Below are 12,848 nucleotides of genomic sequence, written 5' to 3' on the forward strand. Positions count from 1 at the left end.
TGACGGGGTCCGGGCCGCGTCGCGTGCGGCCCGGGGCTCACCGATTCTGGGCGCCGCCGGGCGCGGTGCCGGGCAGCGCAGCCGGGCGCGGGGTGCCGGATTCCACCGGGCGGCCCAACGGGGGCAGGGGTCCGGCGGGGTCGGCCAGCAGAGCGGGCACCAGTGAGTGGAGCGCGTCCACGGCCCGGTCGACGGCTGCCCGCACCGGTGCGCTGAGGCCGGGCAGGAGGTCGTCGTCGCTCGGCAGCACCTCGGGTTCGCAGGCCAGCACCAGGACCCGGGGCAGGGGCTCGTCGCCCAGGTGCGTGGCCAGGGCGAGGACCTTCGCCGGGTCCATGCCGTGGGCCTCGGGCGGGACGGTGCCGTCGGGGGGTTCGGCCTCGATCAGGGTGAGGGTGCCGGGCGGGTGCCCGCGCCGGGCGGCGTCGATCAGGAGGGCGGTGGGGTAGCCGTCCAGCAGGGCGTAGGCGAGGTCCATGCCGCGGATGCCGTAGTCGTGCACGCGGGCCTCGGGCGGCAGCGGGCGGTGTTCGAGGGCGCGGATCACCTCGGGTCCGAACGCGTCGTCGGCGAGGAAGATGTTGCCGACGCCGGCGACCAGCAGCCGGGGCGTCATCGGACGTTCCCGAGCGGGAGGTCGAGGGGGAGGTCGAGGGGGCGTGCCGAACCGCTGGGCGTCTTGCGGACGAAGGCCGAGCGCAGGGTGTGGTACTCGGCCATGGGGTCGAAGAAGATGTGGTGCATGCGGGCCATCTCGGCCTTCCGGTGGTCGGCGAGGGGGCGTTCCCGTTCGTCGGCGGCGCGGGCGGCCGCCTTGGCGGTGATCTGCCGGTCCAGGTCGGGCGCGGCGGCCAGGCCGGCGGCGAGTCGCTCCACCTCGGCGGCGAAGTCCGCGGCGCGGCCGGTACGAGGCGGTCGGCGAGTCCGAGCCGTTCGGCGGTCGCGGCGCTGACCGGCAGGGCCTCGGTGGTCAGCCGCTCGGCCTGCTCGGGGCCGACCCGGCGGGGCAGGGAGTACGTCCAGAACTCCGAGCCGTACAGGCCCATGCGCCGGTAGTGCGGGTTGAGGACGGTGCCGGTGCGGCACCAGACCTGATCGGCGGCGAGGGCCAGCATGGCGCCGCCCGCGGCGGCGTTCCCGGCGAGGGCGGCCACGACGAGCCGGTCGGTGGTGCGCAGCACCGCCTCGACGAGGTCGTCCATGGCGTTGAGGTTGGCCCACGACTCCCGGGCCGGGTCCAGGGCGGCCTCGATGACGTTCAGGTGGATGCCGTTGGAGAAGAAGTCGCGCGCGCCGCCGAGCACGAGGACCCGGGTGGGGCGGCTGAGCGCGTACTCGTACGCGGCGAGCAGCCGCCGGCAGTGCAGGGTGCTCATCGCGCCGCCGGGGAACGAGAAGCCGAGGAAGCCGACCTCGCCGTGCTGCCGGTAGCGGATGTCGGTCCAGGTGTGCCGGCCTGCGGGCAGTTCGAAGGGGACCGGGTCCTCCGTGAGCCGCGGGACGCGCTCGCCCGTGAGGTCGGCGAGGACGGCGGCGGCCGGGCGGCGGAAGGGGGCGGGGTCGCCGGACTTCTTGCGCGGGCGCAGTTCCGGGATCCAGACGGCGCCGTCCCGGGTGGCGCGGCAGACGGCGCCGGCGCGCTGGGCGAGCAGGTCGCCGGGGCGGCCGCGCAGCCGGTCCTCCGGGTGGCCGCCGTGCAGGAACATCTCCCGGCCGAGGATTTCGTCCAGGACGCCCGGCTGGGAGTCGGCGCCGCGGAGCTTGCGCAGCACGGTCGCGGTGTCGTCGTGCGCCCAGTCGATGCGCCGCCGGTCCTGCCGGAAGGCGTCGCGCCAGACGACATCTACGGACTCGTGGCTCTGCGGGAGGGGCTTGTGGGCGCCTTCGGCGTAGTGCCGTACGGCGGTCAGGACGGCGGTGACGGCGGCGTCGGAGGCTTCGTTGCGGTAGAGGTCGCTCTTGCCGACCGGCGGTGCGGGGAAGGGCTCGGCCGCCCAGATCGGGCCGGCGTCCATCGCGGCCTCGGCCTGGAGCACGGTCACGCCCCATCGGGGTGCCTCTTCGGCGATGGCCCAGTCCAGGGAGGAGGGGCCGCGGTCACCGGGCGGCCCCGGGTGCACGATCAGGCAGGTGTGCTCCCGCCAGACGTCCTCCGGCAGGGCGGTCCTGAGCATCGGCGCGACGACCAGGTCCGGCCGCAGTTCGCGGACGGCGGCGCGGACCGGGTCGGGGCCGTGCGAGGCGAGGATGACATCCACGTGGTGCCCGTGGTCCGAGAGTTCGGCGTACAGGCGCTGGGTGAGGCTGTTGAACGCGCTGGCGACGAGCAGAATGTCCATGACACGGCATGTTCGTCCCTGTTCCGGATGCCCGGAAGAACCCCGGCGGCGTTTCGCCCGTGCCGCTCAGGTCTCTTCCTCCATCCGGATCGCATGGCGCAGGTCCTCGAACGCCTGGCTCCGCACCTCCGGGTGTGCCGCGAGCAGGGCCCCGGCGATCGCGTCGAGCTTGCGCTGGATGGCGTGCTCGGCCCGCATCTCGGCGTTCTTGAGCAGGGCGAGGAGCAGCAGGGTCACCGCGGTCATGGACTCGCCGGCGAGCAGCAGCACCTCCAGCCGCAGGTGCGCGGCGTGGGCCGCGACGAAGAAGCCGACGAGGAGCAGGCAGAAGGCGAAGAAGGCCGGGGAGCTGGTGAAGTTGGAGGCGTACTCGGCGAACTGCTCGAACCGGCCGCGGCGCGTGCCACCGCGGTGCACGGGATTCTTGAACGTCATGGCCGAGCCTTACCCCTCGGCGGCCGGCCCGTCGGCCGCCGTCCGGGCGGCGTAGGGGCCGGGTACGGGACTCGCACGGGCGCGCCCGGCCCGCGTCCGCATCCGGATGCGCAGCCCGCCGTACGGCGCGTCCGCGTGAGGGGGCCGGTTCCGGCGCCCCCGGACGTCCGACGCCCGGGTCCGCCGTTCGCGCCCCGGTGTCTACGGCGCCGGGGTCGCGTACCGCGGGATGACGGTCAGGCAGCGAGGGCGCGGCCCCGGCCGAGCCGGTCGAGCAGCTGCCCGTGGTGCAGGTCGGTCACGGGGGCGAGGAGGTCGGGGTGGCGCAGCAGCGCGGCGGCGCGGCGGTCCCCGTCGTCGGGGTCGACCAGGCGCCGGAACTCGGCCGGGCCGGCCGAGGGTGCTCGCCCGCGGCGAGGGCGTCGACGGCGAGCCCGGCCAGCTCCGGGTCGGTGAGCAGGCCGGCCGCCCAGCTGGCCACGACCTCGTCCACCCAGGTGCGCCAGGCCCAGTCCTCGGCCGGCAGGGCGCCGCGCTGCTCGGCTCCGGTGACCCAGTCGAGGCGGTCGGCGCCACCCGGTCCGGCCATGGTGACGAGGGCCGCGTCGATCTCGGTCGGGTACCGCAGCCAGGCGGCGACGGTCACCGCCTGACGGGCCTGCGCCTCGCACAGGGCGGAGGCCAGCGCGCCGCCCGACGACGGGTAGGAGACCGTCAGCCAGCGTGCCGTCGCGGCGATGAGGGAGGACAGGTCGTTCAGCAAGGCCGGGCCGTCCGGAGGGGCGAGGGGACAAGGGCTGCACGCCACGGTAGCCCGCCGCCCGCTCCGCCTGGGAGGGGGTGCGAACCAGGTCATATGTGGCATCGCCCACGTGCCGGCCTCGCGCCCGTGCGTGCGCGGGCCGCCGGGCCACGTGTCGCCCCCTCGCCCCGGGGAACTCGGGGCGCGCCCGTGGCAGGGCCGTGCGACGAGGAGGTCCGGGAGGTCTCATGACGACGGCGACCGCACAGTACGACGACCAGGGCGATGTCCCGCTGGGAGGTTATGCCGCCCTCGCCTCCGTGTTCGCGGCGAGCGTCGGCACCTTCGCGGTGCTGGCCCGGCGCCGGGGCGTACGGCTGCCGGAGGACGTGCCGCCGTGGGACGTCGCGCTGCTGGGCGCGGGGACGTACAAGGCGTCGCGGGTGCTGACCCGGGACAAGATCACCAGTTTCGTCCGGGCGCCGTTCACGCGCCGCGCGGGCGAGGGCGAGGCGAGCGAGGTCCTGGACGAACCGCGGGGCAGCGGGTTCCGGCGTGCCGTCGGCGACCTGGTGTCCTGCCCGTTCTGTACGGCGGCGTGGGCCGCCGGTGCCCTGGTCGCCTCCTACACGGCGTCTCCGCGGCTCACCCGCCTGGTCTGCGCGGGGCTCGGCGCCGTGACGGTGGCGGACTGGCTGCAGTACGCGTGGACGTGGACGCAGCAGACGGCCGAGGACTGAGCGGCGCCGGGCGCCTTGCGGCGGGTCGCCGCCGGAGAACCCGGTCCCGGACACGGCGGGCGGGGCACTCGAAGGCCGGTGGAGAAGTGCTCCGGCCCTCGGTGCGACGCCACGCGGCCCCGGGGGTACTCGGTCGGCGCGCCCCCTCCCGGCCGACCCGGAGAGGGCCGGACGCGCCGCGCGGAGAGGGCTGTCCGGCGGGATTCTGGACGTATCGCGCCACGAGGACCTCCTGACGAAGGGACCGGCCTCATGCATCACGACGAGATGATCGGAAAGGTGCAGATGCTCGCCCACCTGCCCGACCGGGGTTCTGCCGAGCGGGCCGCCCACGCGGTCGTGAGCACACTGTCGGAACGGCTGCCGTCCGGACTGGCCCGCCATGTGGCCGCCCAGCTGCCGCCCGACATGGGGGCGGCGATGCGGGAGGCGGCCGACGCCGCGGACGCCGCGGGGGCCGACTCCGGTACGGCCGGTGAACGGTTCGGGCTGACCGCCTTCGCCGGGCGCATCGCCGACCGGGCGGGCACCGACGAGGACACCGCGCTGGAGGAGGCCGCCGCGGTGCTGGAGGTGCTCGACGCCGCACTCGCCCCCGAGCTGACCGAGCGGATGGCGGGCGCGCTGCCCGCGGACATCCGCGTACTGCTGCCGACGGAACGGGCCACCGAGGAGCTGGGCTGAGCGACGCCGGGCCGAGCTACGCCGGGCTGGGCGGGCTGAGCGACGCCGGGCTGGGCGAGCCTCGCTCGGCCCGGCCGGGCGACCGGACACCCCCGCGGCCCGGCGGCTAGGCCGGTCGGGGCGGCCGGGCCGGTCGGGGCGGCCGGGCCGGTCGACTAGGGGCGGCCCGCCTTCATGCGGTGGCGCCGGCGGGGGCGCGCGTGCCGGGACCTCGGGGGCCGGACGACCCACCGGTCCTCGACCTGGTCCAGTCCGTACAGCAGGATGCCGAGGACGGGAAGCAGCAGAACCGCGATGACTGTCACGGGAGGCACTCCCTCCGTGCCGACTAGGCCCTCCGAGTGCCCTGACCACGCATCGCCACCCCCGGCCGTTGTGAAGTTCCTGTGCGGGAGCGGCCCGCGCCGACCTGCACCCGCGCGGGCGCACACCACGGGCCCCCGGCCCCGCCCTGTGCTTACGGTTCTCGGGAGGTGACGGAGCGTCCCGGGAGGGCGAGCAGGCGGGAGCAGCGGTGGGCGATGCGCGTCGGCGGGCGGCGGGGGCCGGAGGTGGACGTCCGGCGGTGGGCCCGGTGCTGGGCAGCCGGCCCGGGCACTCCGTACGGCTTCCCGTTCCACCCCGAGCCGAGCCGCCGGTGCCGCGGGCCGAGCGGACGGTGCCGTGGCTGCGGATCGCCGCCGCCTACTCGTGGCGGCTCATCCTCGTCGGCATCGTCGTCTACGGCGTCTTCAGCGTCCTCGGCCGCTTCCAGCTCATCGCCGTGGCCCTGTTCCTCGCGCTGGTCGTGACGTCCGTCCTGCGCCCGCCGACGGACCTGATCAACCGGGTGCTGCCCAGGTCGCTGAGTGTCGCCGTGGCCCTGATCGGCAGTCTGATGGTGCTGTTCGCGCTGCTCGCCCTCGTGGGCAACGCGGTGGCGGGCGAGTCGGCCCGGCTGGCGGGCGACTTCCGCGGCGGTGTGCACCGGATCGAGCAGTGGCTGCAGGGGCCGCCGTTCCGGCTCGGGCCCGGCAAGCTCTCCGATCTGCAGCAGCAGCTGACGCACTACGTCTCCGCGCACCGGTCGGACCTGCTCAGCAACGCCGTCAGCGGTCTCGGCCGGGTGGTCGAGTTGGCCACGGGGGCGGTGCTCGCGCTGTTCGCCTCGGTCTTCTTCCTGCATTCCGGCGAGCGGCTGTGGGCCTGGGCGCGCGACCACTTGCTGCCGAGCGGAGCCCGAAACCGCTGGGACCGGGCCGGGAGGGCGGCCTGGCGGACCTTCGCCGGGTACACGCGCGGCATCATCATCGTCGCCGCCACCAACGCCGTGCTGGTGGGGGTGGCCCTGCTCGTGCTCCGGGTACCGCTCGCGCTGCCGCTGGCCCTGCTGGAGTTCTTCGCCGCCTTCATCCCGCTCGTGGGTTCGCCGGTGGCGCTCGGGGTCGCCACGATCGTCGCGCTGGCGGGGCGGGGGCCGCTCACGGCGCTGGCCGTGCTGGTGCTCATCGTCGTGATCGGCCAGCTCGAAGGACATGTGCTGCATCCGCTGGTGCTGAGCTGGGCGGTGCGCCTGCACCCGCTGGTCGTCGCGGTGTCGGTGATCGGGGGCAGCGTCCTCGCCGGCGTCATCGGCGCCGTGGTGGCCGTCCCGTTCGTCTCCGTGGTCTGGGCGGTGCTGAGCGCCCTGCGCTCGGCGCCTCCGTGACGGTGGCGTGCCGCAACCGCGCCCCTCCTGTGCAGGAACCCTGCATGGAGGGGAGCGCTCGGTGGCACCCGGGGCGGTGTGCGTGGGATACGAGTGAGTGGACAGGCGCTGTGGCGTGATGTGACGGCCGCGGCGCGCGGTGTGGGCCGGGCCTGGGCGGGCCCGTGCCGGGAGCGGGATCTGGTCGTCCAGGCGGCGAAGGCGGCCCTGGCCGCCTGGCTGGCCTGGGCGGTGGCGGGCTGGTGGCTGCACGCCCCGGTGGCGTTCGTCGCGCCGTGGGTGGCGGTCGTCCTGGTGGAGTCGACCGTGTACCGGTCGATCGCGCACGGACTCCAGCAGCTGGCGGCGATCGCGGCGGGCACGGTCGTGGCCACCGCGGTCGGGCTGCTGGTGCACGACACGGTCGTCGCGATGGCGGTGGTGCTGCCCCTTGCCCTGCTGTTGGGCCAGTGGGGCCGGCTGGGCAGCCAGGGCATCTACGCGGCCACCGGCGCCCTGTTCGTCCTGACCAACGGCGCCGTCACGGTCACCACCTCCGCCGCCCGGCTCGGCGAGGCCCTGTTCGGGGCGGTCGTCGGCATCGCCGTGAACGCGCTCATCCGGCCGCCGCTGTACCTGCGGGACAGCCAGGCCGTGCTCCAGGACGCTGCCGAGGAGGCCCACGACATCCTGCGGGCGGTGGCGGACGGGCTGGCGGAGGACCGCTGGGACACCGAGGAGGCCGGCGCCTGGCACGAACGGGCCCTGCGGCTGCACCGGCTGGTGGAGCAGGCGCACGCGACGGTCGAGTGGAGCCGGGAGAGCCTGCGCGGCAACCTGCGGCACCGCCACCGGGGCCCCGTCCCGCCGGTGGGCAAGGAGTACGACGACGCCGTCCTGGTGCTGGACTACGCCGCGGTGCACACCGCGGGGGTCACCCGGACGGTGCTGGAGGCCGCCGCCGAGGACCGTCCAGCGCGCCGCCCGCACCCGGAACTCGCGCGCCACTACGCGGAGTTCCTGTACCGGTCCGCCCGCGCCCTGCGGGCCTACAGTCACCGCCGGTTCGGCGACCGGTGCGAGGACGAACTGCGCGACGCCGTGACGGACCTGCGCGCCACGCTGCAGGACCTGCGCCGGGACCTGGCCCGCTCCGCGACGGGCGACCCCGACGAGCTCGCCACCTACGGCGCGCTGCTCGCACAGGCCCACCGGCTGGCCGACCGGCTGATCGCCTCGGGGGCCTGACCCCGGGCGGCTCAGTCGACGGTGGTGGAGGCGAGGACGTCGTGGAGGTCCTCGACGAGCGCCGGGTCCGGCTCGCCGGTGACGACACCCAGCAGGAAGGTGGTGCGGCCGCCGGGGGCGGTCAGCAGGGTCATCTCCAGCCGCCCGCCGGTGTCGCCGGTGACGCGCAGGACGGCGGTGTGCGCCGGCCGGCCGTCGACGGTCGTGGTGTGCGAGTCCTCCAGGGTGGCCGGCCGGTCCGGGAAGAAGAACTCGGCGTTGGAGCGGGCGGCGGCCTCCGTGGTGCGGCGCAGGTCGGCGCGGGACACCGGCCGGCCCGCGCGGCCCGCGAGCACGGTGGCACCGGTGGTGGCGGCCGCGCCGTGGTCCGTGCCGGGGATCCGCGTGATCTGCGAGGAGAAGGCGTCGATCAGGTCGCGGTCCTTGGCCGGGTCGTGCTTCCAGCCGTCCGGGACGCCGTAGGAGAGGCCGGCCCGGGTGTCCGTGACCCGGGGGCGGCCCGCCAGCGGGCCGGACTCCCCGCCGCGGGTCGACCAGAGCGCCGCGGCACCGCACGCGACGACGAGGAGCAGCCCCACGCCCCCGCCGACCCACGCGCGCCTCGCCCGGGAAGGCGTGGGCCGAGGGGCGGAGTCCGGGCGGGGCGGGTACGTCGGCGGGGAAGGCGTTGTCATGCCCTCAGCTTCGCGAACCGAGGGAACGCGGCGCCTGAGTAGCCGTACTCATCCGCTCGTGCGTCGTGTCCCCGGGGCCGGGGCCGGTTCCCGTACGCCGAACACGGCCGGCCCCACGGCGAGGACGCCGTCGGTCAGCGGCCGGCAGCGGACTCCCCCACCGCCACGCAGGGCGCGCTGCGCGCCGGGGCCGACGGTGGTGTCCATCCAGGCGCACGGCCGGGCCGCGCTGCGCACCGCCAGGTCGACCGGTCCGGAGCCGCAGTCGAGGAAGACGGTCGCACCGATGTAGGCGTCGATGTCGACGCCGCGCAGCAGGACGTTGCGCCGGGTCCGCAGCAGGTCCGCCTCGTGCGGGCCCGGCTGCGGGATGCGTTCGGCGGCCATGAGGGTGATCGACGCGTTGCGGTGGGCCGGGTGGTTGAAGTACCGGTCCCCGACGATGCCCAGTCCCGCCCGCACCTCGGCGGTGCCGACCAGCTCGCCGGGCGGCAGCTCGGGCAGGCCGCCGCCGGGCCGGCCCGCCAGCCGGTGCACCGGGGAGACCAGCAGCTGGAGGATTTCGACGTGCGGCACGCTTCGAGCCTAACCGTCCTTCCCCAGGACCCGGCCGCCGGTGGCGGCCCGCACCAGGAAGTGGCCGCTCGCCCCGGCCGCCAGCAGTCCGGCCACCATGGCGGCCAGGCTGAGCCCGGGCCCGGAGGTCCAGTCGACGTGGGGGCCGGGAGGCCGGCACCACGGTCATGGCCAGGGCCGTGCTGGGAAGGGACAGCAGAGCCGCGCGGGTGCGGTCGAGGTCGTCCTCGTGCCAGGGAGCCGAGGACGCCCACGCCCAGGGCGACGGCCCGGACACCTAGGGCCTGCGCGTCTAAGCGGCTGGTGTGCCAGGGGACGAAGTCGGCCCAGAATCCGGGCCGCACGAGCAGTCCGGTGCCGATGCCGAGCCAGGCGGAACCGAGCACCGCGAGCGGCGGCTTCGCCCAGCCGGGCAGGGGCGTGGTGCGCGGGACGGCGGCCCGGATCGGGTGAGGGCCTGCCCGGCCAGGCAGACCGCCGCCGCCACGCACAGCAGGCCGAGGGTGAGCAGCCGCGGGAACCGTGTCACTGGCCGTCACGATTCCGAGCCAGTTGGCTCCCCGTCAGACTGGTGCGGACGGAGAAATCCCACTGGCTTCCCACAGATACGGACACGAGGCGCGGACGGCAACGCAAGGGCCCGCGCCCGTTCCTCCAGGCCACCGGCTTCACCGACGACCTCCTGCACGCCCCTCTCATCACGGACGTGCCCCGCGACGGGCCCGGCGACTCAGGCCCGGCCATGGCCGTCGGGTCACCCGGCGCGCTGGGTGGTCTCCCCGGCCTGAGCGGGTACGGCGGGCAGGGAGACGGTGCAGGAGGCGCAGCGTCGGGCCTGGGCGGGTACGGGACTGAGGCATTCGGGGCAGTCCCGCTTGGGGGCCTGGACGTCCTGGTGCGGGGCGAGGCGTTCGTGGAGCTTGTTGATCGGGAGCACGACGAGGAAGTACAGGGCGCCGGCGAGAAGGAGGAAGCTGATCGCCGCGTTGACGAAGGCGCCGTAGGGGAACTTGACGGCGCCCACGGTGAAAGTCTTGCGGCTCATGTCGCCGGTGGCGCCGGTGGCCAGCCCGACGATGGGGGTCAGGAAGGCGCTGACGAAGCCATTCACCACGGCGGTGAACGCTGCCCCGATGACGATGCCGACGGCCAGGTCGACCACGTTGCCGCGCAGGATGAAGCTGCGGAAGCCTTTCACCTTCTCACTCCTAAGAGGCTCTTGACGTCGACGGGCGGCACCGAAAGCACGCTCAACCCGCCCTTCACCTCGGATGCCCTGCCACCCCTCGCCCATGCCGACTCCGCCGCGCGGCGCGGTGATCGCGCGCCGCAGAAGCCGCCCGCCACGGCGCACGACACGTCGCAGCCCGTCCTCAGGTGCGAAACGGTGTGCCACGTGGACGAGCAAGTCCGCCGGAGCGTCATGACACGCCCCACACCTCGCATCCCGACAGCCCGCCGCCCCGGGCAGTCGGCGCTTTACGCACTGCCGCAGTACCGCGTCGGCGGCCGCCGACAGGTGTCGGCTCGGTCGCTCGCCGACGGGCCGGCCATTCTGAGGGGTCAGGCGGTCCAGTCCCTGCGGATCTCGGCGGCCAGGTCGCGCACGCCGAGCCCGTCACGGACCCGGGAGGCGAGGGCGACGGCCTCCTTGGGCCTGACGGTCACCGTCGATGCCAAGGAGGCTCCAGCGCCGGAATGCGCACGAGAAGGTGAAGGAGCGCGGCGGCCCGGTGGTGCGCCTCCGGGTACACGGCGGTCCCCATGGCCTCATCGGCGTGCCGGGCGACGGCGACCGCGAGGACTCCCCAGTCGGTGCCGTCCGGGTCGGCCCGGAGGTACTGCTGCGCGGCCTCCTGGAGCCGGACGCGGTCGACGTGCAGGATCACGCGGCGGCGCCGTCTGCACCGGTCGTGTCGTGCCGAAAGCCCAGACAGCCGGCGCGCGTCGTACGGGTGGGTGGCAGTGTGCGGACTGCCCCCGGCGGCCTACCTCTCTCGGCGAGTGGCTCTTCAGGTGAACCGGAGTGGCGGTGCGCTTCGTCCTCAGTCGAGCGAGGCACCCCATGGGCTGGTCACAGCCCGTGAGGCACTCGCTCGCGGGGGCGGGCTCGCGATACGGATCACGGTGACGGTGACGGCCACCGCTTCCTCGGCGTTGTGCTCGGCGAGATGGGCCAGGACGGCGGAGCGAACCCGCTCGTGGATATTGCGGGCGGTGTCCAGTACGCGGTTGTCCTCGACCACCGCGCAACGCACCTCGATGCGCCATCCCGAGCCGTCTGGCGCATGCACGGCGCGTACGCCTGCCGGGGATGGTGTGTGCTCGGCGAGGGTCTGCGGCAGCACGGGCGAGACTGCCTCGGTGAGGCGATGGACGAGGCGGGGCTGCAGGCCCGCCACGCCGGGGACCGCGAGTGCCGCCTCTGTCACTGCGGACAGAAGAGCAGCCGTGCGGGTACCGCCCATCACGTACCGCCGGGAGTGTGCGGCCCGGATCCGGTGGGGCCGGTGGGCGGGGAGGGGTCCAAGAGGTCGGTCACGGTGACGTCGACGGCCGCCACCCGCAGACCGATGGTGCGCTCAGCGGCGTACAGGACCGACCGGCGTACCTCGTCGATGCGGTTCGGCAGCGGGCGGTCCAGGCCCGCGACGACGGTCAGCGTCACCGCCACCCGCTTGGTTCCGTCATCGTCTTCTGCGGGAGTCAGCCGGCAGGTGGCGGCCTTGACGCCGGGGATGTCGTCGGCGGCTCGGCGCAGCACTTTCGCCGCGGCGCTTTCGGCTATGCGCAGGTCCCGGTCCGGGTCGGCCAGGGGCAGCAGCCGTCCGAGCCGGACCTCGGCGTTGACGACGGTCATGACGCGGTCGGTGAGTGCCTGCAGACGGGCGGGTGCTCGGCCTCTCAGAGCCCGTGTCGCCGCCTTGAGCGTGGCCAGGGACGCGACGGCCTCGCGGCAGAAGGGACACGTCGTCGTGTGCGGGTCCTGGACGGGTGACGGTTGGAGCGCCTGGTCCCAGACCTGGCTGAGCAGTCGGCCGCAGGTCAGTTCCTCGTCCCTCGCGAGGGGGTCGTCTACCGCCATGGGGCCATCGCCTCCTTCAGCAGTTGGCGCGCCCTGAACAGTCTGCCGCGCACCGTGGGCTCACTGCTATGTGTCAGATGAGCGATCTCCTCGTAGGGCAGGCCTTGCAGTTCTCGAAGGATCCAGCACAGCCGCTGGCCGGCTTCCAGTTCGCCGAGTGCGCAGGCCAGTGCGGCTGCGGCCGCGTCCTGCTCGGCGGCCCGGGCGGGCGAATTCCAGTCGTTGTCCGGCGCGGGCTCCGAAGCGGCGTCCAGCGGGAAGGTGGGTCGTCGGCGTCGGCGCATGGTCAGGCAGCGGTTGACGGTGATCCGGTACATCCAGGTGTGGAACTCCGCCCGGTGCTGGTACTCCGGCAGGCGCCGCCAGGCGCTGACGAAGGCGTCCTGGACGGCGTCTTCGGCGTCCTGGGCGTTGCCCAGCATGTAGTACGCCAGAGTGAGAAGCGGGCGGCTGTGGCGGCGGACGAGGACGGCGAAAGCGTCCTCGTCCCCCTCGGCGGCCCGCACGGTCAGCACACCGTCCGGCGGATCGCTCTCCTGCGGGGCAGGTCCAGTGCGCACGTTCATGCCGCCTCGGTTCACGGCTTCCGGGACTGTCGCCTACCCACCCCATGCAATGTGACGCACGTCACACTAATGAGGTGTGAGGAGTGTGCCGCC

Annotated in this window: 14 protein-coding genes and 2 pseudogenes; 4 read left to right on the top strand and 12 right to left on the bottom strand. The window is 74.6% G+C overall.

Translation table 11 applies throughout. The annotated features are described in order from the left end of the window. Positions 1 to 37: 37 nt before the first annotated feature. From N8I86_RS03440 to N8I86_RS03455, 4 genes and pseudogenes are all read right to left on the bottom strand, one after another. Entirely contained in the window at positions 38 to 616 is a 579-nt protein-coding gene (locus tag N8I86_RS03440) for a hydrogenase maturation protease (protein WP_263277062.1), read from the bottom strand. Further along, a pseudogene (locus tag N8I86_RS03445) lies at positions 613 to 2,339 on the bottom strand (hydrogenase maturation protein). The gene N8I86_RS03440 and the pseudogene N8I86_RS03445 overlap by 4 nt, the downstream one beginning before the upstream one ends. 66 nt (positions 2,340 to 2,405) lie before the next feature. Further along, a complete protein-coding gene (locus N8I86_RS03450) occupies positions 2,406 to 2,774 on the bottom strand; it encodes a hypothetical protein (protein WP_073895515.1) in 369 nt (122 codons plus the stop codon). A gap of 236 nt (positions 2,775 to 3,010) precedes the next feature. Then, a pseudogene (locus N8I86_RS03455) lies at positions 3,011 to 3,537 on the bottom strand (hypothetical protein). A 227-nt stretch (positions 3,538 to 3,764) separates the two neighbouring features. Here N8I86_RS03455 and N8I86_RS03460 point away from each other — a divergent pair. After that, entirely contained in the window at positions 3,765 to 4,256 is a 492-nt protein-coding gene (locus tag N8I86_RS03460; protein ID WP_073895513.1) for a DUF1360 domain-containing protein, read from the top strand. A 252-nt stretch (positions 4,257 to 4,508) separates the two neighbouring features. After that, a complete protein-coding gene (locus tag N8I86_RS03465; RefSeq protein WP_263277063.1) occupies positions 4,509 to 4,940 on the top strand; it encodes a DUF2267 domain-containing protein in 432 nt (143 codons plus the stop codon). A 155-nt stretch (positions 4,941 to 5,095) separates the two neighbouring features. Here N8I86_RS03465 and N8I86_RS03470 read toward each other — a convergent pair whose 3' ends face one another. Next, complete coding sequence (locus N8I86_RS03470) at positions 5,096 to 5,245, bottom strand: hypothetical protein (protein ID WP_158075337.1); 150 nt, start codon at positions 5,243 to 5,245, stop codon at positions 5,096 to 5,098. Positions 5,246 to 5,505: 260 nt separating this feature from the next. Here N8I86_RS03470 and N8I86_RS03475 point away from each other — a divergent pair, with 260 nt between their 5' ends. Both N8I86_RS03475 and N8I86_RS03480 read left to right on the top strand, forming a co-directional pair. Further along, positions 5,506 to 6,627: an AI-2E family transporter gene (locus N8I86_RS03475; protein ID WP_263277064.1), complete on the top strand. Its 1,122-nt coding sequence runs from the start codon at positions 5,506 to 5,508 to the stop codon at positions 6,625 to 6,627. Between the two features lie 93 nt (positions 6,628 to 6,720). Continuing rightward, a complete protein-coding gene (locus N8I86_RS03480) occupies positions 6,721 to 7,854 on the top strand; it encodes an FUSC family protein (protein ID WP_241841044.1) in 1,134 nt (377 codons plus the stop codon). 11 nt (positions 7,855 to 7,865) lie between these two features. On the opposite strand, the gene N8I86_RS03485 is transcribed toward N8I86_RS03480, so the two are convergent. The 7 genes from N8I86_RS03485 to N8I86_RS03515 all read right to left on the bottom strand — a co-directional run bounded on the left by N8I86_RS03485 (position 7,866) and on the right by N8I86_RS03515 (position 12,755). Beyond that, positions 7,866 to 8,528, bottom strand: coding sequence for a hypothetical protein (locus tag N8I86_RS03485; RefSeq protein ID WP_263277065.1), 663 nt, complete (start codon positions 8,526 to 8,528; stop codon positions 7,866 to 7,868). A 48-nt stretch (positions 8,529 to 8,576) separates the two neighbouring features. Then, entirely contained in the window at positions 8,577 to 9,104 is a 528-nt protein-coding gene (locus N8I86_RS03490; RefSeq protein WP_073895503.1) for a molybdenum cofactor biosysynthesis protein, read from the bottom strand. A 754-nt stretch (positions 9,105 to 9,858) separates the two neighbouring features. Further along, entirely contained in the window at positions 9,859 to 10,302 is a 444-nt protein-coding gene (mscL, locus tag N8I86_RS03495) for a large conductance mechanosensitive channel protein MscL (RefSeq protein WP_073895501.1), read from the bottom strand. A gap of 466 nt (positions 10,303 to 10,768) precedes the next feature. Further along, positions 10,769 to 10,993, bottom strand: a complete 225-nt coding sequence (locus N8I86_RS03500) for a hypothetical protein (protein ID WP_263277066.1) — start codon at positions 10,991 to 10,993, stop codon at positions 10,769 to 10,771. Between the two features lie 156 nt (positions 10,994 to 11,149). Further along, positions 11,150 to 11,536 carry an Asp23/Gls24 family envelope stress response protein gene (locus N8I86_RS03505; RefSeq protein ID WP_263277067.1) on the bottom strand — a complete coding sequence of 129 codons (387 nt, stop codon included), beginning with the start codon at positions 11,534 to 11,536 and terminating at the stop codon, positions 11,150 to 11,152. Positions 11,537 to 11,571: 35 nt separating this feature from the next. Then, the gene (locus N8I86_RS03510) at positions 11,572 to 12,189 is read right to left on the bottom strand and encodes an Asp23/Gls24 family envelope stress response protein (protein ID WP_263277068.1); all 618 of its coding nucleotides are present in this window, start codon (positions 12,187 to 12,189) and stop codon (positions 11,572 to 11,574) included. Continuing rightward, positions 12,180 to 12,755, bottom strand: coding sequence for an RNA polymerase sigma factor (locus N8I86_RS03515; protein WP_073895499.1), 576 nt, complete (start codon positions 12,753 to 12,755; stop codon positions 12,180 to 12,182). The genes N8I86_RS03510 and N8I86_RS03515 overlap by 10 nt, the downstream gene beginning before the upstream one ends. Between the last annotated feature and the right edge of the window lie 93 nt (positions 12,756 to 12,848).

The organism is Streptomyces albidicamelliae (assembly GCF_025642175.1).
Lineage (GTDB): Bacteria > Actinomycetota > Actinomycetes > Streptomycetales > Streptomycetaceae > Streptomyces > Streptomyces albidocamelliae.